This is a genomic window from Amycolatopsis sp. NPDC031561 (assembly GCF_055580625.1).
In genome coordinates, this window is sequence record NZ_JBVILA010000007.1 from 95,548 (window position 1) to 118,804 (window position 23,257).

Annotated in this window: 10 protein-coding genes; all 10 read right to left on the bottom strand. The window is 69.0% G+C overall.

Going from position 1 to position 23,257, the window contains the following annotated elements; genetic code table 11:
• Positions 1–45 precede the first annotated feature (45 nt).
• Complete coding sequence (locus ACZ5IK_RS17330) at positions 46–14,550, bottom strand: WXG100-like domain-containing protein (protein ID WP_465488588.1); 14,505 nt, start codon at positions 14,548–14,550, stop codon at positions 46–48.
• A 197-nt stretch (positions 14,551–14,747) separates the two neighbouring features.
• Positions 14,748–15,848, bottom strand: a complete 1,101-nt coding sequence (locus tag ACZ5IK_RS17335) for a hypothetical protein (RefSeq protein ID WP_465488589.1) — start codon at positions 15,846–15,848, stop codon at positions 14,748–14,750.
• A gap of 26 nt (positions 15,849–15,874) precedes the next feature.
• Positions 15,875–16,192, bottom strand: coding sequence for a hypothetical protein (locus ACZ5IK_RS17340; RefSeq protein ID WP_465488590.1), 318 nt, complete (start codon positions 16,190–16,192; stop codon positions 15,875–15,877).
• Positions 16,193–16,204: 12 nt separating this feature from the next.
• Complete coding sequence (locus ACZ5IK_RS17345) at positions 16,205–18,148, bottom strand: hypothetical protein (protein WP_465488591.1); 1,944 nt, start codon at positions 18,146–18,148, stop codon at positions 16,205–16,207.
• A 4-nt stretch (positions 18,149–18,152) separates the two neighbouring features.
• On the bottom strand, positions 18,153–18,527 hold the full coding sequence (locus ACZ5IK_RS17350) for a YbaB/EbfC family nucleoid-associated protein (RefSeq protein ID WP_465488592.1): 375 nt from the start codon (positions 18,525–18,527) through the stop codon (positions 18,153–18,155).
• Positions 18,502–20,613 (bottom strand): hypothetical protein, encoded by a 2,112-nt coding sequence (locus ACZ5IK_RS17355; protein ID WP_465488593.1) that lies wholly within the window; start codon positions 20,611–20,613, stop codon positions 18,502–18,504. Before ACZ5IK_RS17355 ends, ACZ5IK_RS17350 begins: the two co-directional genes overlap by 26 nt.
• Positions 20,614–20,619: 6 nt before the next feature.
• Positions 20,620–21,042, bottom strand: coding sequence for a hypothetical protein (locus tag ACZ5IK_RS17360; RefSeq protein ID WP_465488594.1), 423 nt, complete (start codon positions 21,040–21,042; stop codon positions 20,620–20,622).
• Between the two features lie 32 nt (positions 21,043–21,074).
• On the bottom strand, positions 21,075–21,377 hold the full coding sequence (locus tag ACZ5IK_RS17365; RefSeq protein WP_465488595.1) for a WXG100 family type VII secretion target: 303 nt from the start codon (positions 21,375–21,377) through the stop codon (positions 21,075–21,077).
• Between the two features lie 34 nt (positions 21,378–21,411).
• Positions 21,412–21,750 carry a WXG100 family type VII secretion target gene (locus ACZ5IK_RS17370; RefSeq protein WP_465488596.1) on the bottom strand — a complete coding sequence of 113 codons (339 nt, stop codon included), beginning with the start codon at positions 21,748–21,750 and terminating at the stop codon, positions 21,412–21,414.
• A gap of 112 nt (positions 21,751–21,862) precedes the next feature.
• Entirely contained in the window at positions 21,863–23,257 is a 1,395-nt protein-coding gene (eccB, locus tag ACZ5IK_RS17375; protein ID WP_465488597.1) for a type VII secretion protein EccB, read from the bottom strand.

A 23,257-nucleotide genomic window follows, 5' to 3' on the forward strand; every position in this document is an offset into this window, starting at 1 on the left:
ATGCAGGAGGAGCGGCAGAACCTTCCGGCAGTTCCCGGCCGCGGGTCAGTGGCCCGACGGGACCAGCGCGCCGAACACGTCGTCGGAGCTGAACTCCCTACCGGACTCCTCGTCCGGCGTGGTGTCCGGCCGGGGCCGGGGGCGCGATGCGTCCTCGACGGCGACGGCCTCGTCGAACAGGTCCGCCAGTTCCCGGTACTTCGTTTCGTACGGGAGCTTGCCGTTCCCACGGTCGGCGCTGGAGTACGCCAGCCGGTGCTCCTCGGGCACCAGCACGTGCGCTTCGTCCACGACCTCCATGCCGATCAGCTTGTCGTAGCCGTTCCACACTTTGTTTTCACGGTCGTGGACGAACTTCGCCTGAGCGCTGTAGGACGAGAAGTCCGCCTGGTAGTACTGGTGGAACTCGCGGAACAGCTCCCGGACGTCGCGGGCGTCCGGGGCCGTGCCGTCGGGCCGCTTCGCCCAGTGCGCGAGATCCCGCACGAAGCGGTACACGGCGTGCTTGTCCATGGCCGTCTTGTCCTCGCCGGCCTTGCCCCCGTCCTTCTTCTCCTTTCCCTTCTTCTCTTTGCCCTTCTTCTCGGCGCCGATGTCGCGGAAGTAGTAGCCGAACGGATCGGAGTCGACGAACCGGCAGGCCAGGGCGAATTCGCGTTCGTCGGTCCAGAGGCCCTCGTGGCGGCGCATCTGTTCGATGGCGCCTCGGTGCTCCGGCTCCTTGTCGTGCCGGACCTGCGCGTCGCCGTACAGGTTCTTGGAGTTCACCTTTTCCATGTCGTGGAACAGGATCGCCTTGACGATCGCGCTCCTCGGCACGAAGCGGGCGCCGTCGTGATGGCCACTGGTGATCTTGAGGTACTGGTTGATCACCATCTGCGCGTGCTCACCGAAGCTGTTCGGGGTGTCTTCGCCGTCGGCGCGGGCGGGACCGGCGCCCGCCTTGACCGTCTCGGCGAATTTGCGCGACAGCTTGGCGAACGGGTCGGTGACTCCCGCATCCACCTCCCTGATAAGCAGGTCGAGGATCCTCTTGGCGGAGCGGTCGTCCGGCCTTCTCAGTTCGGTGTCGATCGCCACGGCGAGCTCACCGCCGATCCGCTGGTGTGCGGCGAACACGTCTCGATCGTGTTTTTGGGTGAAGCCGTCGTCCTGCCGCTCCAGCCAGTGGCCGTAGTCGTTCGAGAACGGATCACCTTGGATCCGGCCGTTTTCGAGCCGCGTTTGACGGGTGTTGAAGTCGACCTTGATCCGGCGTTCGTCGGTGGCGATGAGGGAACCGATCTCCGCCTGCGTCGCGTATTCCGGAAGCAGGTCCATGAACTCGTCGGCTTGTTCTTCGCTCACCATGTCGAACGTTTTCTCGTCCAGTTCCAGCGTTCGCACCACCGGGGTGACCGAGGCCGAGACGGCGGCCCTGGACGCCGAACCGGCGAGTCTGCCGGCGTTCTTGCCCTTCATCTCCTTGGTCAGTTCGGTCGCGACCTCCCCCAGTTTGGCCTCGAAGAGCTCCTTCAGTGCTTTGGGCTCGAGACCGACCAGCTTGTTCTTGGTGACCGGGCGGATGGCCTTGGGCACGACGTGCTCTTTGAGCTGTGCCGCGAAGGCCTCCCGGGAGATCCGCAGTTCCGGGGCCGCGAACTGCGTTCTGAGGGCGACGCCGAGTCTGTCGACGACGCTCTTGGTGAACGCCTCACCGCGGGCACCGCTGAGATACCCGCGCTTCGCCGGTGCCACCGCGTCCAGTTGCTCGCCCCAGCCGGACGCCATCCGCACGAACTGGGTGTGCACGGACTCGTGGACGGCGCCGAGGACCACTTGAGTGAACTCTTCGCGGATCGCCTTCTGTCCGAGATGGACTTCGAGGGTTTCTTCCACGGCCTTGGTCACGATCCCGGCCGCCCGCACCGGTATTTCCGGATGGTCGAGCAGCGCGTCACGGATCTTCTCCAGGTTTCCGGGTCGCACGGTGTCTCCCACCACGGCTTGCATCGCCTCGACCAGAACGTACTGTGGCACCTGCAAGGTGGCCTTGACCTGGTTCAGGACGGTTTCCTTGAACTCCGCCGGGCCCACCGGCACACCGTCGGGGGCGTGCCGTGTGACGGCGGCGTCGATCGCTTCGCCGATCTTCGACTTCAGCTGATCGACGGCCGCTTTGCCGGGACCTTCGGTGTTGAGGAAGGCGTTCATCTCCTCCTCGCGGCGGGTCGCGTTGTCCGCGGTCTTGTCGGCTTCGGTCCCCGGGATGGCGTCGGCCGCCGGGCCGAAGAAGACCTCGGGTGACTTGTTCCTCGTGTGGTAGTGATTGCCGAGCGTCCTCGCCAAGCTCCGCAAGGCGACCGGATCGTTGCGGAAGTACTTGCGGCCGTCCGCCGACCAGGTGAACCACGGGTCGTTCTTCCGGCCCAGCCGGTCGGACCGGAAGTCCGGGCGGAGACCGAGCCGGGAATACAGATCGGCGATGTCCTCCTGGCGGCCGGCGACCTCCGGCATCGATTTCTCGGACGCGCCGTGCGTATAGGTGATGAGTGAGCCGTCGAGCGCCAGCTCCTTCAACCGGGCGAAGTCGCCACCGCGCAACCCGAACTGGTTGGTGTCACCGTTCTGGTCGACGTTCATCGAGAGTTTGTTGCCGTCGGACTTCGACTCGACGGTGGCCTGACGGCTGGCTTCCAAGAAGGTGTCGAGCGGGACCAGGAACGACCGCAGAGCCGACGGCACGCCGGGCACGCGATGGGCGTCCGTCTCGTACTTGGAGATCCATTGCACCGCTCGGAGGGGGCGTCCGCCACCGACCCAGAAGACCTCCTTGTCGCCCTCGCGACCCTGACCGCTGAAAGGCTCGACCTTGCCTTTCGCGTCCTGGTGGACGTCCTTGAACTCCGTTCCCTTCTTGGCGGGCGCCAGAACCGCCGTGTAGAGGCGGACGTGATGCTCTCCCTTGACGGTCTCGACCTCGAATTCGCCGCGATGCACGACCTTGCGCTCGTCGCCGGTCACGAGCACCGAGGAGCCGGGGTAGCTCACGTACGGCCGTCCGATGTGGACGTTCTCCCTGGTGCCGAGGTAAGCCTCCTCGCCGTCGATGTCCGCTCGCAGGATGTGCACGATCCGTCCGTTGTTCTCACCGTGGCTCGTCCACGTGCCGTCCGGGGCGAGAACGTGCACGTGGACCCCGGCGTGGTCGGCGATCCGGTCGAAATCGGTGTCTTCGGGGTGCTCTTCCGCGAAGTCCTTCAGCTTGCGGGTGATGCGCTCGTACTCGAGTGGCGCCCTTTCCGACAGGCTGGCCGCGATCGCTTCACGGAAGGCGTCATGCGGAGCGTCTTCCTCGACCAGGATCGTTTCCATACCGTGGATGCCCAGTACCCGGCGCTGCTCCCCGGACACGACGTCGCGAGACAGCATCATGCCCGGATACGGGTCGTTGATCACGACGGAGTTGACGGTGACCGCCGACTTCGAAGACATCCCGGACGGGTTCCGGCTTCCGGGCGACGGCCTCGGCGGCACGGCCGCGGCGGGGTGGAGATCGACGGAGATCACCGCGCGACGGCGAGCCTGCTTCTGGGTGAGGTTCTTCGGTAACGGCTCGTCGCCGAGATCACGCCCTCGTGACATCGGGACGATGTCGATGTCCGACGCGGGAATCGGCGAGTCAACCGGCATCTTGCCGCCGACAGCGGCGCGCAGTTCCTTCTCGACCGTTTCGGCGCGTTCCTGCCCCGTCCTCGTCGCCCTGGCCTTGTCCAGGAAACCGCCGTTGCCGTATCCGACGACGCTCACGGTGGGACGGCCGTTGTGGACCGCCGACACCACGAGATTCGCCGCTTCGTCCAAAGTGGAGCGTCCCGACACGGGAAAGTGCTTTCCGCCCTGGTCGAAATGGATCTCGAACTTCACCGGGCCGGTTCCCTCGCGCGGGACGACCGTGGAGACGAGGACGTCCTGTTCCGTGTCGGAGGCGATCGTCGTCAGCGGGGTGTCTTCGGGCAGGGTGGACCGCAATTCCTGGGCGATCGTCGAGACCCGCGGATCGTCCGCCCGCCCGCGCACTTCCACCAGCGGCGGGACCGGCTGGGCGGCGACCACCTCCGAGAACTCGGCCAGGTTCGACAACACGGTCTCCGGGTTCCCGGCTCCGGCCCCGTCGTCGTCTTCGTCCCCGAACGGCATGGAGCCCGGGATGGACCTCTCGATCAGGTCGCCGCCGTCAGACGGCACGACGTCGAAACCTCCTGGCGCCTGCCGGAAGACGGGCGGGTCGTCGTCGCCGGCGACCAGGTACGCGCCGTGCTCCGTCACCTCGATTTCGGCGTTCCCGGCGAACCGGAAACGCAGCCAGTGACCGTCGCCGGTGACCACCGGGCTGCCGTCCGCGCGGAAGCCGATCCTGCTCGCCACCACCACTTCGCCCGGCCCGGTCACGGTTTCCTGATCGGGCGTGGACCAGACCGCCGTGTCGCCCGCGAGGGCGTCGGTCTCGATGCCCTCTTCGGCGAGTCCGTGCAACACGGTGGACACGTAGCCCTGGATGTCCGGCGAACCGAGTCCACAGGCGACGAACCGCAGGGTCCTGCCGTCGGTCCACGTTCCGTCCTCGGCGAGCCGCGCCAGCAGAGCGGTCATCACCTCCGGGGTGATCGGCCGCCCGCCGAACTCCGGGACACCCTCGGGGCCGACGTGCGCGACCACGGTGAAGAACCGCGGATCCTCGCGGAGGGTGCGGAACGCGGTCCGCTGCGCCTCGGTCGCGGTCGCGGTGGCCGACGGGTCGGTGAGCCAGATGCCGGAGCCTTGTCGCTCCGCTTCGGCCAGCACGTCGGCGGCCAGCCTGTCCGCGGGTTCGGGCTCGGGCGCCTCGGGGGTCTCCGGAGCGAGCGGCTCGGCCTGCACCGCATCCGGCTGCGAAGGCACCACGACGGCGCGATCCTGCAGTACGTCACGGCCGACCACGAGGTCGTTGCGCCTGGCCCAGCGTACGAACCCGTCGACCGACAGGTAGTCGTACTGGGACTTCTTCGGATCACCGAGGACGAACATCCGCTCGCCGCCGACCTCGGCCGCCTTGAGGAACATCTGATGGGACTCCGTGCCGACCCGGACGCCGGTACCGGACCGGAGCCACTGCCAGAACGAATCGGGATCCCCGAGCCGCGACGAAAACGACACCTCCGGCTCGTTTCGCAGCTGGCCTTCGTAACGCTCGCGGGGAGCGAGCGCGAGATGCCGGGAGACGGCGGCACGGAACGGGTTGTCGTCGAGTCCGGTCGCGCGCCGCATCGGCTGATCCACGGCGAGCGGCAGCAGGAGCGGAGCACTCAGTGCCCACGCGCCGGGAATGATCTTCTTCGTCAGGATGGGCACGGAAGAACCGTCGCGCCGGTCGAGCCGGACCACCCCGGCGAGCTTCTGCAGGGTCCGGCCCCATTGCGTGGTGAGCCGGGCCCATTCCTTGCGGACGTCGGGATCGGAGGCGTCCGCAGTCGCGAGCCGGAGCGCCTGTCGCTCAAGGGCGTCGAACCGGTTCTCGGCATCGGCGATCCGCTTCGCCGCCAGGTCGCCGATGGTTCTGCCGAACGGCCGGTCCTTCTTGTCCAGCTGATCCCTCGGGACCGTGCGCAACTGCTCCCGGACCGCGTCGGCGACGCCACGGCCCACCAGGATCAGGCCCGCGATGGTCGGGACCGTGCTCCGGAGGTCGGTGTTCGTGGCCGCCGCTTCGCAGGTGTTCATGAAGTGCTGCTCGTCGTGACCGGTGGTGGCGAACAGCGCCTCGGTCATCGCGGCGGGATCGGCCAGCAGCGCCTCGAAGAGCGGGCTGTCCCGCAGTGTGGCCCGTGACTCCGGTGCGACGTTGGTGAGTCCCAGCCGGGCCAGACGGGACGGCAGTTCCTCCTCGGGCCGGTAGTCGATCCCCCGCACCGTCGATCCTTCGACGGTGAACGGGTCGCGGCCTGCCTCCAGGTTCACCGCGAGGTCGCCGAGCACCTGCCGCAGCCTGTCGATCGACAGCGGCTGCACGACCCGGCGATCGCGCACGGTTCCCAGGCCGAGCCGGGAATTGTCCCGGACGTCCCGCTCCCGCGACGGCATCAGCGACGTCACCAGCACGGCGTCGTTGACCAGCGACCGCACCCGCGCGCGGACGTCCGGATCGGTCAGGCCCGCGTCGATCCGGCCCAGCAAGCCGGAAATCTCGTCCGAGCCGAGGACGGCGTCGATGTGATTCTCGAGCCGTCCGCCCGCGGCGATCCGCGACAGCCCGCCGAGTCCGGTGTCGGCGGTCACCAGGTTCGGCAATCCGGCGAAGACGGTCTCGTAGCGCGCCGCGTACTCGTCCGTGCCGGGCAACGCGGGCTCGACGTCCTCGTCACCGAGGCCGGTGGTTTCGGCCTGGCCGCCGCCGTCCGACTCGCCGAACGTGTGGTTCACCGGAGCCTGCCTCGTCGGCGTCCTCGTCTCGGCCTCCGCCGGGATGCGGCGGGTGGCCAGGAAGTCGGCCGAGGACGAAAGGACCACGCGCACCGGCTCGCCGTGGGCGGGGCCGAGGAAGACGGTCGTTCCGCGTTCGGTCAGCAGCCGCAACCGGACGTTCAGCGCCCGCGCGACCTCCTTCGGGGTCGCGTGCCGCAGCGAGGCACCCAGCTCCCGCAGTTCCGCCTGGCGCGAAGGCGCATCGGGCGCCAGGGTCCTGGCGATCGCCTCGATCAGGTTCGCCTGCAGCGTGTCGCCGCCGACCGTGAAGACCTCGCGCCGGTCCCGGGTCAGGATCGTCCGCTGGAGGTCGGTGAGCGGGGACCGCGGCGCTCCCGGAAGGTCGTCCTGGCCGGGGTCGTCGACCCGGCTTTCCACCCCGAGCTGGCTTTCCAGCACGTGCTGGATCTGCCAGGCGTGTCGCGGCAGCAGCTTCGGCGCCTTCCCCGGTGCGACCACGCCCGCGCCCATGATGCCGCCGTCGCCGGTGACGACGCCGGACGTGCCGTCGTCTTCCTTGCTCAGGAACACGCGGTCCGGATCGTGCTCCTCGTCGGGCGCGCCGAGGTAGTGGAGCAGTTCGTGGGCCAGCTCTTCCTGGGTGGCGTCCGGCCGCCAGGTGGTCTGGGTGGTGCGCTCGTCGTCGCGGGCGACCACGTCGTACGCGCGGTACCGGGGTTCGCCGTTCGCACTGGGCAGCCTGTCATCGGTGAACTCGACGCGGACGTGCAACTGGTCGCCGTTCGGCAGGCCGTGCCGTTTGTTGATCAGGGTTTCGATGCCCGTCCGCGCCCGTTCGCGCAACCGCGTGAGCTGCTCGTCGGTGACGCCGGGGCCGGGCACGAGGTTGATCGGCACGGTGAACTCGGTGACCTGGCGGTCGCCGACCTTGAACCTGCTGACGCCGTACCGGATCACGCCGTCGTAGCGCTTGTCCTTCCCGGTGAGCAGCGTGGTGAGCACGTCGGCGGTCTCGGTGGCCACAGCCCGCCTCGGCGTCTTCGCCCGCATCGGCTCCCACTGCTCCGGGTCGAGCGGATCCGTCACCGTGAACCACGGCGCGTCGGTGGCCCGGCTGTGCCGCCATGCCTCGTCTTCAGACGATTTCGGCTGCGCCGCCAGCCGGGTGAATTCGTGGTCCAGCGCGTCTTTCGCCAGCCACCAAGCGTCCTGTTTGGACTCGGCGAAGTCCAGCCACGCGGCCTGCACCAGCGCTTGGGTCCTGGCCACCTCTTCGGCCGCGGTGTCACGCTGGACCCGGGCCTCCACCACGGTTTCCCACGCTTCGACCACCGCCGTCTGCTGCTCGGGGTCGTCGTTCTCGGCCGCCATGGCCTCCAGTTCGGCTTGCAGCGTGTCCGTGGTGTTCGTCAGCTGGTCGAACCGGGTCCGCGCGGCCTCGGCGACGTTTTCGGCGTCCCGCAAGGTTTGTTCGGTCGAGCGCGCGTACCTGTGGTGCCGTTCCGCGAGGGTGCCGGGACGCTCCGCCCGTGCCGCGGCGACCGTGGCCCGCCAGTCGATGCCGACACCCAGTTCCCGCACCAGGGCTTGAGCCTGGAGACGGTGACGCTCCGCTCCGGTCTCGGCCTCCCGCCACGACTTCGCCGTCCTGGCGACCCTTCCCTGCCGTGCTTTCAGCGTGCGGGAAAGCTTCTGGCCGGTGAACTCCGTCAGATCGCCGACCGGCATCCGCACGTCCGCCGAGGCGGGCAGCGAAAGATCGACGACCTCGGTGCGGCCGCCGACCTTGACCACGACCCGGTAGTCCACGTCGAACCGCACCAGCGCGGTCCGCCCGGCCGGTTTGAGGTTCGCGGCGGCGGACACGGCCGTCCCGCCGGTCGTGGCGGCGGCGGGCTCGTCGGCCCAGCGGCCCTCGACGCCGGTGATCAGGCCCCCGATGTTGGCCGAGTCCTTGACCGGCGCGACCGAAGGCCCGCCGATGGTCACTTCGCCGACCTCGGCCGTCTTGCGTTCCGCGGTCCGTGTCACCGTCGCGTTCTTCGGGTTCTCCAGGTTGACGCCGTCGCTCAGCGCGACCAGGCGGGGTGTGGTGAGGCGGGCGTGCACTTCGACGTCCGCGCGTTTGCCCCGCAGCACCGCCGCCTCACGGAGGGCCAGCACGGGAAGGCTTTCCTTCGTCATCGAGGGCAGGAACGCTTGCAGCACTTGAGGGCTCAGCGTGGACCACAGCGCGTTGACCGTGCCGGTGCCGTAACCGGTGATCCCGCTGTCCGCACCGGCGAGGGTGAGCGTGTCCCGCACGACCTCGCGCAGCCGCGCGGCGGCGCGCACGGATTCCACCGACGCCGCTTCCGGCAGTTTCGCCACCCCGCCCTGACGCCAGGCCTGCAACTCGCCAGGGAACGCGTCCCGTCGCGAAAGCCTGGCGGGGCCCGACTTCTCGACGGTGTCCGCGCCCGGCGTCAGGTTGTCGGCCAGCAGCCGGATGCCGAGGTTCCGTTCCCCGGTGCTCACGAAGGCGACGGACCGGCCGTCGTGCCGGACCTCGAGCGTGAACTCGATCGGGACGTCGAACCGCGCGGCGGGCCCGGTTCCGGTCCGCAGGTGGGTTTCCTGCTTGCCGGTGACCTCGTTCGTGCTGGTCGTCTTGGTGACGCCGACGCCTCCGGTGACGGCGCCGCCGACCGAAGTCACCGTCGCTCCACCGGAGAACTTCTCCTGCCCGCCCAACCGCAGCGCGACCGCCCACGAGCCGGCTTTGCCGTCCGTGCGGGTTTCCTTGATCGCGCGCGCGGTGCTGTGCTCGATGGTCCGGCCGTCGTTGACGACCTCGCGGAACTTCGGTTCGCCCACGACGTTCGCGGTCAGCAGGACCTGATAGCCGCGGTCGGTGAACAGTTTCGGCAGATGCGCCTGGAGGGGGATGCCGCCGTCGAGGGCGCTGTCCACCAGCGCTTGCACGCCGTCCGGGGAGAGGAGGTCGGTCAGCCGCGACCAGTTGTTCATCGCGTCGTCCAGGAACGAGCCGGGCAGCAACGGCACGCCGAGCCGGGAAAGCCGCTTGGTCAGCGCCGGGGCCAGGTCGGACAGATCAGGCAGCCGCTCGATCGCGCCCAGCCCCAGTGCACCAGGCCGCCGCAGCGGCAGCGTCGCAGGCCGGGGCACCCGCTCGATCCGCTGCCGTGTCGCCGGCGCCTCGGGCAGGAGACGGTATTCGCGGGCCTGCTCCTCGGTGAGCCAGACGTAGGCGGCGCCGGGAAGATCGACGAAACGGGCGGCACCGCGGGATTCGGGGCGCACCACGGTGGTCTGCTGCCGCGACTCGGCGAGCACCGTGAAGGCGATGTCGAACCGTGCCAGCACCCTCGGCGTTCCGGCCGCCGTGGTGACGTTGCGGTCCACGCTCGCGGAAATGTCGAGGCCGTCGGCCTTGGTGGTCGTCTTCGCCCACGGTTTCCCGGACACCCCACCGGTACCGGAACTCGCGGGATCGTCGTTCGCCGCGCCGGTGACCGTGGCCCCGGCGGTGACCGTCCACCCGCTGCTCTCGCTCTTGCCGCTCTCGAACCGGAATCCGCCCGCGGTCGAGCGTTCCGCGCCCGCGTCGTCGGCCACCCGGACGAAAACGGGGTTGCTCAACCGGGCGACGACACCGAGCCTGCCCACCCTGTCGGCCACGCGCCGGGGATAGACGAGTTCGGTGCTCAACACCCCGCGGGTGAACGAGCGCAGGGCCGCCTTGATGTTCTCGGTGCTCAACATCGCCTGGACGCCGGCCCACGCGTCACTGCCGGGAAGGGTGAGCGCGCGGTCGCCGTCCGACGCTTCGACCAAGGCCGCCATGGCCGCTTCGCTGACGCGGCCGGTGTGCACGATGGCCTCGACGCCGACCCACTCGCCGACGTGCGGCGGCGCGAGGGCCTGGAGGTGCCCGATGATCGACGTCGGCGGGTCGAACGCGCGCACCCGCGGCGGGCCGGGGGCGAACCGCGCGGGATCGGCCGTCAGCGTGACACTGTCCGCCGTCAGCAGCGTGTACGTCGCCGGAAGCCGGTACGGGCCTTCGTCGGACTCGTCGGAGGTCGTGTAGATCGGCCGGACCTGGGGTGCCTGCGTCCCCGGCAGCCCGGGGAGCGTCTGCCGGACCACCGCGCGGGCACGGGAATACCCGGTGATGGACACGACGAACCGGCCCGTGTGCTCGAAGACCTGCGAGTCGGGGCTGCCGATGTTCAGGGAGGTCGCGTCGACCGTCGGCCCTCCGCCGGTCTTGGTGGTGGTGGAGCGGCCGTACTTCGCCGACGCCGTCGGCACGATGCCCAGCGTGGCGGCACCGGTCCCGGCGCCGACGGTCACCTTGACCTCCGGGCCGACCGACCAGCCCTGGGTGGACGAGGACGACGCGCCGAGCGCCGGGCTGGTCGTCGTGGCGTTGCGGACCACGCGTTCCGTGGCCTGCCCGCGATGCTCGGCCGACTTCTGTTCCAGCCGGACGGTGACCGTGACGTGGTCCTGCCGGAAATTGCCCTGCCGCTTGAGGGTCACCGAGACACCGGCTCCCAGCAGCGCGTCCATCCGGTTGCGCAACGCCAGCGGCGAAAGCGCGGCCTGCAGCCGATGTTCGTTGGCGAGCATCTCCAGCGTCCGCGCCGCGTTCGCCTTGTGCCCGGCCCAGCCCGGCAGGAGATCCGCGTACCGGGAGACTTCGCCGAGCCTGGCGCGAACCTCGGCGAGCACGCCGTCTGCGCCTTCGAACCGGCCCACCCGTACGTTGCCCGCCGCGAGTCCCGCGGCGAGGTGCGCGGGCTGGAACTTCCGCTTGGCAGGCGGGGTGATCCCGGTCCCGGTGCCCGGCGGCACCGGGAGTCCCTGCGCGGCCGCCTCCGCCATCCCGACCCTGGCGTAGACCGTCGCCGTGACGGGTGGCGCTTCCCGGCCGTCCAGGGTCTGCACCACGATTTCGGCCTGGAACCGGTAAAGACCGATGTCACCCTTGAGCTGGACGCCCGACTTCGCCGTCGACGACCGGCCGGACGCGGTGGTGTCCCCCGCTCGCGAGGTGAAACCACCGCCGAGCCCGGCCGCGAGGCGCACTCCGGCGATGCTGCCACCACCGCCTGCCGCACCCGCGACGTCGAAACCGCGTTTGGTGGCGGCCGAAACGGCCGAGCCGGTGGTCACCGACTCGTGCAACCGCAGCTGGGTGCCGCTCGTCGGGCCGACGAGTTCGGCGCTGGTCAGTACGGCCTTCATCCGCACCGCGCCGACCTTGCCGCCGTCGGCGCTGAGGAGGGCGGGCGAGTTCACCCAGCCTTCCAGCATGGCGCCGAAATTCTCCCTGACGCTCGCGGTGCCGAGGAACGCGCGCACCGTGTCCCGTCCGGAAGCGCCCAGCGCGGTCACGGAACCGTGCAGCAGACCGGTGGCGCCGGTGAACAGGCCGTCGAGTCCGGTGACGGCCTCGGGCACCGGGTTCTGCAGTCCGCGCCCGACGGTGGGCTCCAGGTTCGCCGCTGCTTGCGCGGTCTGCGGGGTGATCCGCCTCAGGTCTTCCGGCAGGCGCAGCGTGACGCTGCCCGGAACCGGCGTCGGGCGGGTGCCGACCTCGGCACCGGCCTGGTCGTGGACGCTGATCGTGAACTCCACGCCCCTGACCACGCGACGGGAACCTTCGCCGGAACGGATCGCGCGCTGGTCCGCGGTGGACACGGTGACGGTCTGCGCCACGGTGGGCGCCGCCAGCGCCGCCTTGCCGCCCACGGTGGCGTACGGACCGACCGGCGCCTGCACCGTGGCGGCCATCCCGACGTCACCGGCATGTGAGACGGTCGAGTTCTCCGAGTTCGTGACACCGGCCTGGACGGTGAGATCCGCCTTGGTCTTCTCCCGCGGCTCGCTCACCACGTCGCCGCGGAAGGCGGCCTGGATCCGGACCTCGCGCCAGCCTTCCGCCGTGCGAAGCGGGAAATGCAGGCCGCTCAAGGCGGATTCGAAATCGTCGCGGACAGCGTTGCCGATCGCGTCGAGCCGCGCCGGGGTGACTCCGGGAAGCAGCCTGCCGAGTTCGTCTCGCAGGTCCTGGACGCCTTCGACGGCGAGCACCGGGACGGAACCGAGTGCCTGGCCGTCGGCGAGGAACGGTGGCAGGTCGGCGAGCGCGAGCGCCTGTTCATCCTGCGGGGCTTCGGTGACCACGGGCTCGGGTTCGGGTTCGGGCTCGATTTCGGCCTGGGTCTCGGTGGTCTCGGTCGTCTGGGGCTCGACGATCTGGGTCTCGACGGTTTGGGGCTCGGTCGTCGCGGGTTCGGTGGTGGTCGTTGTGGTGACTTCGGTCTGGACGGGTGCGGCGGAGCTTTCGGCGGAAGCGGTGCGCAAGGGAGCGGGGCGGGTACGCGGACGCTCTTCGTCCGTCGGTGTCGTGGCTTCGGAAGAGGTACGGACAGCCTTCGGTTCCGGCTGCTTGACCTCGGCCGTCGTCTTGCCGGGCGAACTCGTCTTGACGTCCGACGCCGGTTTGGTGGTCTTGGTGTCCGAAGTGGACTTCACCTCCGGCGCCGTTTTGGTTTCGTTCATGGTTCGTGTGTCCGAAGTGGACGGTGTACTCGCGGTGGTCGTAGTTGGTGAAGTCGGTGAAGTCGTGGCGGGCGCGGTCACCGCCACCGGATCCGTCCCGGCCTTGGTGTCGAGCGTCGTGTTCGCCGAAAGGTCGCCGAGCGACCCGAACTTCTCCTTCATCGAGGTGATCGCCGCGTCGAGCCCCCGTTCGCCGATCCCTTCGAGCTTGTGGCTCACGGCGCCGCCGACCACTCCGCCCGCGAAGCCCATTCCGTATTCCGCCGCCGACACGGACTCGCCGTTGAGGGCGGCCATCGTCGCCTGGCTCATCACGCCGGAAACGCCTTCGAACAGGAAAACGGTGCTGAATTCGGCGGCCCTGGCCGCGAGGTTGCCGCCGAGACGGTCACTCACGTTGCGGGACAGCACGTCCGGCACGTGGTCGGTGAGCAGGCCGACGGCGTCCTTGCCGAGCTTGTCGCCGTGCGGGTCGAGCACCCGGCGCAAACTGTCGTTGAACGCACCGGTGCCGTCCAGGCCGTGTTTGCTCCAGTTGTCCACGAACGTGCGTGCGTAGTCCCGGCCGAGCTGCCGGGCCGCGTCGTCGCCGAGGGTCTTGCCGAACGCGGTGCCGAACCTGTCGGCCACCTCGTCGCCGAAACCGTCGATCGCCCGCTTCGTGAACGCGCTCGCCGGATCGCTGAGCTGTCTACCGGCCCGATCGGTCAGGGTACGGCCGATGTCACGCAACCAGTTGTCGGCGAGCTCGTCCCCGCCCGGCAGCTTGATGTCCTTGACCAGCTTCAGCAGATCGTCGGTGGCGATCTTGCCGAAGTCCTTGCCGAGCAGGCTGCCGATCTTGCGGCCCAGCTTCTCCCCGAGCTCACCGACGGCGCCGCCGAGCAGCCCACCGATCGCGCCCGAGATCACCGTCTGCTTGGTGGTTTCGTGGTCCCATTCGGTGCGCTCACGCTGGAGGCGCTGCACGGCGGCGTCGATGATCAGCCCGCCGGTGATCCCGATGAACATCTCGAACACGATCGCCCGCACGAGCATCTTGAACAACACGAGCAGATACCCGCGGGTGAGGGCGTAGTGCCAGGTGAGGTTCGCGAGCGACGCGCCGGCGGTGACGGAGGCGAGGGCGTACTCCATCGCGATCTCGTAGGCGAGCAGGAAAAGCTGGCCGATCGCGGAGAACTTCGTGTACTCGACGTCCAACGCGACCTTGCGGCAGCCGTCGGCGATCCCCTTCGTGCCCTCAGCCAGCTCGCCCAGCAGGTTCGGCGTCCCGCCGGTGAGCGGCTTCATGCTCTTGTCGAACGACTCGCCCGCTTGGGGCATCGACAGCTTCTGGTCGATGCCGCGTTTGACCTTGGCGATGTCGTCCGGCAGCTTGGCGAGCTGTTCGGTCACCAGGTCGTACTCCTGGGCCACCCGCCGGAACTTGTGCTGGTTGGCGGCGGGCCACGAGACGCCGAGTACCTCGAGGAGGGTGCGCGCCCACTCCGGCACATCGCCGAAGTCGCTGCGGTCGACCTTGATGGGCACGCTTACCTCCGAACGGTTTCACCGGAGACAACGCACGCCGCCAGGCAGACGGTTCACTCCGCGCCTCTCGCGGTGAGGCCAAGTCCGTGAAGGCCCCCTTCGGCCTTTGTCGGTACGGGGTGACAGGTGTCCCCCATGCGACATTGGAGACGCTGAGCGTCTCCAATGTCGCATGGGGGACACTTACGAAAGGTGGGTCACGCCTGGCACTTGGCCTTCACCGTCGCCGCCGCGTGGTGCGCGTAGGTCTTGTTCGAGCCCGACCAGTCCCGCCCCCGGTTCAGCAGCTGGACGGCCAGCTTCGCGCCGTTGATCCGGAAGGTGCCGACGCTCACCCACCGGCCGCGGTTCGCGATCTGGTCGACCTGGAACGTCCCGACCGGAGTGCCCTTCTCCACCGCGAACCGGTCGTAGACGCGGTAAACCGACGGGCTGCCGCCGACGGCGGTGAGGTCGCCGTTCGGGATGAACACCGAGACCGTGCAGGTTCCAGTGGTCACAGGGCCGGTGTTGAACGTCCACAGCCCGTACGCGCTGGGGTCGTCTTTGTTCGCGTCGCCGGACATGGGGATGGACGCGAACGACGTGCCGCAGCCGCCGTTCCCGTGGTTCACCCAGCCCGCCTTGCCGTCGCTGTACGCCCCGACGCCGGTGAAACCGGTGCCCCCACCGCATCCCTTGCCCGCCGTGCCCTCGTAGGACACCGTCTTGGCCGCCGCGGGCGGGGCGGGCGGGCCTTGGCGCTGGGGCTGCTGCTGCGCCGGTCCCGGACCGCCACCCGCGGCCGGGGCACCGGGAGCGGCGGGGCCGCCCGGGGTTCCCGCTTGGGCGGGCGCGCCCGCTTGGCCGGCGGGGACGCCGTCGGCCGTCTGACCGGGGAGTGCTTGACCGGGCTGGGCACCCGGCTGGATCCCGGGCAGGCCACCGGAATTGTCCGCGGGCGGGGCCGCGACACCCGGCACGAATCCGCCGCCCGGCGGGAGATCCTGCGCGTACCCGGCGTCTTTCGTTCCGTCACCGGGGTTGTCGTCGCCCAGCAGCCCGCCGAAGGCCATCGGCAGGGCGACCAGCACGACACCGGCGACAGCCGCCGCGACGATCACCGGTTTGGGCATCCGGCCCGGCGCCGATCCTTCGGTCGCGGTGCTCGCGTCGACGACCGGGGGGACCGCGCCCGCGGCGACGGTCTCGGTGGCGGACGACGTGGTTTTGTTGTCCGCCTTCGCTTCCGTGACGGCGGGTGCCGGTTCCGCCGCGGCGACCGCGACACCCGTGGACTGCTCTGCCTCCGTGGGCATGGTGTTCCCGCTTCCTTGCTCGTTCGCTAACGCTTGAGACCTTTGTGGACGTTCACGATGTTCGCGCTCTCGGCCGCGGCGAGCTGGGCGGCCATGCCCTTGGTCACGTTGGTCTGGTTCTCGACGACCGTGCTGATCGAGGTGAAGGCGCCCTCGATCTTCGCCGCCGGGGCGTGGAGATTGCCTTTGATCTCCTCACCCATCTCGTCGTCGCCGCAGGCTTCGAGCAGCAGATCGACACGGTCCTGGCCGAGTTCGCAGATCTGGTACATCTTGGCCGCGATCGAGCTGTATCCCTCGGCGATGACCTCCATGGCCCTCGGGTCCGCGCTGAAGTTCGCCATGGTCTCCCGTCCTCATCCGGTGGTGGTGCCCGTGCCGTGACCGGCAGCGGGTTTCTGGCCGAGCCCGAACGTGTAGTCGCGTTCCGGGTTCGTGCTCTGCTGGACGCCCGCCCGCGACCGGCGTCGTCGTCTGCCCAGGACGCCGGGGGCGACCGTCGGATCGGTGCCCCAGGTTTCCTCGTCCTCGGCGAGCCAGGTCGTCCGGTCGCGTTCGCCTTTTCCTTGACCCGCACCGCCGGGGCCACCGGCCGTCGGCGGGTAGAACGGCACGCCGTTGCCCGAAGTGCCCTTGGGACCACCGAGCGGCCCTTGCCCCGTGGCGGGCGGAGTCACCGTTTTCCCGCCTGGCGAAGGCACTTCCGGCGAAACACCGATCCGGCCACCGCCGAGCGACCCGGGTCCACTGTGGAAGTTCGACTGCGGGTCGTACCTCGACATCGTGATCGGCAGGGAGTCCGGCGCGCGCAGCGGCGGCAGCTGCGGAGGAGGTGTGCGCCGCAACGACTTGAGGTGCCGTTCCAGCGCCGACTCACCGTTGTAGGTCTTCCGGACGCCCTCCGGCGGCGGATAAGGCTTGCGCAGCCTGTCTTTCTGTTCGAGATTCCCGGAACCCCTGGGGCCGATGATCTCGCCGTTGCCGCTCACCCGCGAGCCCGGCGGGACGATGATCGGCCTGCCGTCGGGGCCCGGCACGGGTTTGCCGTCGGGGCCGATGACGACGCCGTCCGGACCGACGTACGAACCGGTCGGCACCTTCAGGAACGGGTTCGGCTCGCCGGGAACGGGAGGCGGCGGAGGACCGGTCTTGATGAACGGCGGCGGAGGCGGCGGCGGTGCCGTGGACTTCTCGGTGACGACCGGCCCTTCGTCCTTGGCCGGGCCGTCTCCCCCGCCGGGGCCGGGCCCGCTGTCACCCGGGCCACCGTCGCCGGTGCCACCGCCACCGCCGGAACCGCCGGAAAGGTTCAGGTAGACCGGTGTCCGGATCTCCGGCAGGTATTGCCTCGCCGTCCAGTACGTCGCCTCCAGCAGGCCGACCGCGCTGGCGCCCCAGCTGTCCGCCAGGACGAGATGCTCGCCCCAGACCCTCTTCGCCGCCAGCTCCAGCTTCTCCCGCGGCCCGGTCTCGCTGAACTTGCCGCCGAGGATCGTGCTCGCCGGCGTGTTGTCCCCCACCGCGTCCGCGTAATAGCTGTACGCCTCGTGGCTGTTGATGTCCTTGACCAGCGCGGGTGCCTGCCAGATCGCGCGGATCACCCCGACCGGGGTGGACAGGTCCCGTCCGGTCGCCGTGACCGGGAAACCCAGACCGGTGTCGTAGGTGAAGGAGTTGTCCCCCTCCCACATTTCGCGCCCGTCGTTGAGATATCCGGCGAAATGTTCCATCAGTTGCTTCGCGTCCCGCAGCGCGACCCAGGACGCGCGTTCCCGGCTCAGTTGCTCGATCAGGTTGACGCAGCGGTGGGTGAGCTTGTCCAGCACCGTCCAGAACGCTTCCGCCCCGGTGCCCTGGAAGTCGTCACCGCGATGCCCGGTCTTGTCCCGCCAGGTCTGCAACGGATACAGCTGCTCGAACAGCAGGTTCGCCGTCCCGCCGAGCGTGTTCGCCGCCCGTTCGAAGGTGGACCGCTTGCCGATGTCGTTCGAATCGTCGCGCAAGGAGTCCACGATCTTGTCGATGTTCGCCGAGTACGTCGCCGCCAGTTCGGTCATTTCCGGGGTGGCGTCGGCGGTGGCGTAGTACGACGTGTACGCCGTCATGATCTCGGCGTGGATCAGGTTCGTCGGCACCTTGTTGCTCGGGCCGCGGATATGCGTGTGGGTGCCCCAGGACAGCCAGGTCTTCTTGATGATGTCCTCACGCGAGGGTACGACGGGAAAGTTGGGTTCCGAGGAGAAGATGTTGAGCGCCTGCTCCCACACCCACGTCCGCGAGTCCGGACCGCCCAGGATCACCGGATCAGTCCCTTCGCCCGCCGAAGACGTCCGACGGCGCCTCGTTCCAGAGCCCCGCGAACGCCTTGTCGACCTCGGTGTTGCCCGTCATCGCCGCGCGGAGGTCGTCACGCTGGTCCATGAGCGGGCCGAAGACCTCGACCACCGTGTCCTCCATCTCCCGCCGGGCGCGGCTGAGGACGTCGACCAGGGTCCTGGCCAGTTGCTCGGGCGCCATGGAGCGGTACCTGGTGGTGTGGAACTTCATGCCCACCACGGTGTTCTGCGCGTCCACGGTCACGGTGACCAGGTGATCCGCGGAGGTCGCGGAAGTCGTCCGCGACGCGAGTTCGGCCTTCGCCGACTCGATCCGGTCACGCTGATCCTTCAGCGTGGCCATAGCCTGGTGAAGTTGATCCTCCAGCCAGTCGGCCATCGTTTCCTCCCTGTCCGTAGTTGTTCGGGCCGCCGGTCCCGCGTCCCGCGAGCCGCCTGCCGCGTCTGCGGGCACCGAGCACCGACGGCGGGAGCTTCGGGTCGGTGCCCCAGGTCTCCTCGTCCTCGGCGAGCCAGGTCGTCCGGTCGCGTTCGCCCTTGTTCTGGTCCGCGCCCGCCCCGGCCCCGCCACCGCCGGCGGTGGGCGGATAGAACGGCACGCCGCCCATCCCGTTCTGTGGCGCGCCGGTGCCTTGCTGGTCCTTGATCAGCGACGGACCGCCCTCGGTCGTCACCGGTTTCTCGGGCGGCGACACGGTGGGCGCGGACTTGCCGTCGCCGTTCGAGCCGATCGACCCCCCGTGCGGCACCGAGCCCGAAGATCCACTGTGGACACCCAGCGGCCCGCCGGACGACATCGAGACCGACGAAGGCGCCCCCGACAGCAACGTCGGCATCGACGGGGCGTTGCTGCCGCGTAACGACTTCAAGTACTGGTCGAGCTCGTTCTGGGCGGGGCCGTCCTTCTTGACCGGGTCAGGCCTCGCCAGCCGGTCCTTCTCGGTGAGCTTGTCGCCTTTCGGGCCGAGGATGTCGCCGTTCGGGCCGATCCGGGAACCCGGCGGCACGACGATCTGCCGTCCGAACGGGTCGAGCAGCGGCTTCTTGTCCGGGCCGAGGACGACGCCGTCCGGCCCGATCGTCGAACCCGTCGGCACCTTCAGGTTGTCGTCCGGTTTCGGGCCGACGGGTGGTGGCTTGTTCGGATTGTTCGGGAACGTCGGGTTGTTCTTGTCGGTCGGTGGCGGCGGGGCCGGCGCCTTGGGTCCCTTGGTGTCCTTGTTCCCCTTGTCGTCCTTGGTGGGATCCGGCACCTTCGGTGGCCCGTCCTTGGACCCGGGCGGCGGCTTCGGCGGCCCGTCCTTCGATCCGGGAGGCGGGGGCGGGGGTGGGGTCTGCGACCCCGGCGGAGGCGGCGGGGCGGTCGATGGCGGCTTGTGGAGGTTGAGCCGCCTCGGTTCCCTGATCTGGGGCAGGAGAAGCGCCAGTTCGCTGTAGTTCGGGGGAAGGTCCTTCAGCACCGCCTGGGCGGCGACGTCCAGCGTGGCCGTCATGTGGTCGGTCCACAGGGCCTTCGCCGCGTCGATGAGCGCGTTCCAGAATTCGGGGCTCCTGGCGTCCGCGCCGATGATGTCGCTCTTCGGGTAGCGGTCTTCGAAACCCCAATAACTGTCGGTGGTCCTGTTCCGCTTCAGATCAGCGGTGAAGGCGTCACAGTTCCAGATCGCCGTCAGACAGCCACCCGGCCAGGCCAGCTGGCTGCCCTTCACGTCGAATGTCCCGAACTTGGCGGTGTTACAGGAAACCGGAGCGTCCGACATCCACTTGCCATAACCCTCGTGGAGCTTGTCGAAAGCCCAGCGAAGGCCGGCGGAGGCTTCGTTCGCACCCTTGGTCTCGGGATTGTCCTCCGGGCTTTTCGTCTTCAGCTGGTCAGGACGCGTTCCCAGCTGGCTCACGAGGTTGTCGCACCGGAAGATCACGCCGTCCAGGACTTCGCGGAACGCTCCTGCGCCGGTTCCCTGGAAGTCGTCGCCCTTCTTCCCGACCTTGTCCCGCCAGCCGCCCAACCCGGTGGACATCCCGCTGAGCAGGGTCTTCGTGCCGCTCAAGGCATTGAAGGCCTTGGTGAACGTCGACGGCTGCGCCACCGGATTGGTGTTGTAGTAGCCGTTCATGGAGTCGAGGATGTCGTTCAGACCGCCGTAGTAGGCGGTCATCACCGGCCCGAAAGCCTCGTAATTCGCGCTGGCCACCGCCCAGAACTCTCTCGTGCTCGAGTAGCTGTTGACGGTGTAGTCCCAGCCGCTCGGCCGATAGCCGTGGTAGTGCCGGGTGGACGACCAGACATCCCACTTGAGCCACTGCACGCCCATGATGGTCTCGCGAAGGGGCATCTTCTTGAGCTCACCCGACGGGCTGGTGCCGGTGAAGTTGTTGAGGACGTCCTCCCACGGCGTCTTCGTTCCTCCTGGAAGTCCGGAAGTCATCGCGGCTCAGCTCCCCGCGGGCGGCGGGGCGGGAGTGGTCGTGAAGATCTCGCCGAGCTGGCTCATGTTCAGCTCGGTCGACAGTTTGAGGTTCTCGTCCTCGCCCTTCTCCGCGATGGCCACCACGTACGAGATGTTCTCGTTCAACGTGATCAGCTGCTTCCGGATCGCCTCGACCTGGTTGTACAACGTCGGCGCCGTCCCGGTGGGGGCTTCGTACTTCTCGATCAGCAGCCTGGCGGGCTCCCACGTCTCGGAACCCGCCAGCAGCCGCCGTTTCCCGGGGCCGCTGGTCAAGGTCTGGGCCAGCTCCGCGACGTTCGGATCCTTCACCAGATCGTCGACCATCTTCTGCAGGACCTTGTCCTGGAAGTCCTTCAGAAAACTCGGGGTGATCTTGATGTCGCCACTGTCCGGCTTGTCCGCCACGCCCTACTCCTTTCCCCGCGACCGGCCGGAACCTAGATTCCCTGGAACTTCGCCCCGATGTTCTGGTCGGTGCGCGTGTAGTTCTCGAAGGACATCGCCAGCGTCTGGTGGCCCTTCTTGAAACGGCCTTCCATGGCGCTGGTCGTGGCGTGCCACTTGCGCTGCAGTTCCGTGTAGGACGTCGCACCCTGACCGAGCCAGGTGTCGGTCATCGGCTTGATGGACTTCTCCAGATCGATCAGCGCGTTGTCGATCGCCTTGCTCAGCCCGACCATCCGCTCGGCAAGGTGCGGAAGGTTGCCGCTGACCGCGAAACCGTCGTAAGGGGTGGTCATGATCGTTTCCTCTCGGTACGGGGGATTACGCCGGTCAGGACAGTTCTTTGAGGACGCGGTCGCTTTCGCCGCCGAACGACGACAACGCGTACAGGTTGATCTCGTCCTCGGCGGTGTTCATCTGCTGGTCGCTCGCGTTGACCATTTCCTTGATCTCCGTGAGCAGCGCGAGAACCTGGACGTAATCCGCTTCCCACCCCTCGAGCTGGGTGAGGAAGGTCTGGGACGCCGCGCCCTGCCAGTCGTTCTTCAAGTCGGCCCGGACACCCGTCACGCCTCCGTGGATCCTCTTGCACTCGCTTTCGCATTCCTCGATGGCCGTGAGGCCACCCTTCATGCCCGAGTCGGTCTTTTGGAAATGCGGCATGCTCATCGGTTGTCGTCCTTCCCGTGGTGTCGCTGACGCTCCAGGACAAGCTCACCAACACCGGGCGCGGGAGACCATGCGGAACCACCGGCAGAAGTCGCGTCGCGGGTTCCTCTGGTCAAGAACCGCAGGCGGTGGCCGCGGGCAGGACCGCACCCCCGTCACGCAGCACCGACGGGTCCAGCGCGGCCCCGGTCGGCAGCAGGTTCAGCAGGGTCGTCGGCAAGCCCTTGGCACCGGCGGGTTCGAGGGCGAGCGCCTTGGCTCCTTCGGGAGGCACGGGATACTTCACACCGGTGTCGGTCACGAGGAACAGCGCGTCACCGGGCCTCCCCGACGCGGCCGTCGCCTTCACGAGCGCGCCGGAACCGGGCCGCACCGCTATCCGGTCGACCCGCACACAAGGCGCGGCGACACCGGGCTGGCTGAACGGCGGCTGCCCGGCACCGGAGAGCCGGTCGGCGACCGCGACCTGCGTGCGCGGCGAGTCGCCGTCCGGGGTGACGAGCGCGCACAGGGCTTGTCCACTGTGGAGGGTGGTCGCCTTCGGCGGTTTCAGCGGTGGCGGTGGTTCGGACGGGGACAGATGCTCGCTGACCACCCTGCCGGGCAGCGACGCCACCGCGACCTCCCCGCCACCGTAGGCGAGACGGCGGACCTCCGGGTCGACCGTCAGCAGCCGCGCGTCGAGTTCCGAGATCGGCCGGAGCCCCGGCCGCGTGAGCACGTAGGGCTGGGCCGGCTCGCCCGCCACCGTGTACAGCCTGCCGACCGCGCCGAGGCCGGGCACCTCGGTACCGAGCCCGTCGATCGCGGGCGGCCCGAAGTCCGGCCCGGCGGGCAGCGCGTCGAGCAGCGCCGAAGACGCCTTCACCGGCTGCAGGACGCCGTCCAGCGCGTCGAGCGCTCCCCGCGCCGTCGTCACGCGATGACGTTTGCCGCGCCACAGCAGGAAGTTCGCCCCGTCTTCGGTGACGACCACGACAGCGGCGTCGTCACCGAGGGGGTTCGCGGTGCCCCCGCCCACCCGCAAGGTGGCGGGCCCGGACTGGTCGCGGCCCGCCGCGGCGCACACCTCCCACGGGTCGGCCGCGAGTGACGGCAGCGAGTCGGGCGCGCCGATGATGCCCAGCGGATCACCGCGGGGCACGTCCTTCAGCGACGCCTCGGCGACGTGCTTCACGACGAGTTGCCTGCCCGCGACCAGTTTGGCCGAGGCGTAGTTGAGGACCGGCAGAAGTTTGCCGCCCGCGTAGAGGAAACGTGCCCCGGACGAGTCCGCGACGACCAGCGCGCCTTCCACGCGCCACGACTTGTTGCCGCCCGGTGAGACGAGGCCGAACACCAGCATGCCGAGGCAGGCGAGGACGGCGATCAGCACGCCGATGACACTGCCCCGGTACGTCCGCTGGAGCGGGCTCTCCGGCGCGTCCGGATCGACCCGCAGCAGAGCCGACGAGAGCCTGCCCTGCATGAACTTGTGCGCCTGGACCTGATCGGTCTTCGAGTTCAC

Excerpts from the sequence above, each read along its gene's own strand:
- ACZ5IK_RS17335 (WP_465488589.1), bottom strand. The coding sequence starts at position 15,848 with ATGCCCACGGAGGCAGAGCAGTCCACGGGTGTCGCGGTCGCCGCGGCG.
- ACZ5IK_RS17370 (WP_465488596.1), bottom strand. The coding sequence starts at position 21,750 with ATGAGCATGCCGCATTTCCAAAAGACCGACTCGGGCATGAAGGGTGGC.
- ACZ5IK_RS17350 (WP_465488592.1), bottom strand. The coding sequence starts at position 18,527 with ATGGCCACGCTGAAGGATCAGCGTGACCGGATCGAGTCGGCGAAGGCC.
- ACZ5IK_RS17355 (WP_465488593.1), bottom strand. The coding sequence starts at position 20,613 with ATGACTTCCGGACTTCCAGGAGGAACGAAGACGCCGTGGGAGGACGTC.
- ACZ5IK_RS17365 (WP_465488595.1), bottom strand. The coding sequence starts at position 21,377 with ATGACCACCCCTTACGACGGTTTCGCGGTCAGCGGCAACCTTCCGCAC.
- ACZ5IK_RS17340 (WP_465488590.1), bottom strand. The coding sequence starts at position 16,192 with ATGGCGAACTTCAGCGCGGACCCGAGGGCCATGGAGGTCATCGCCGAG.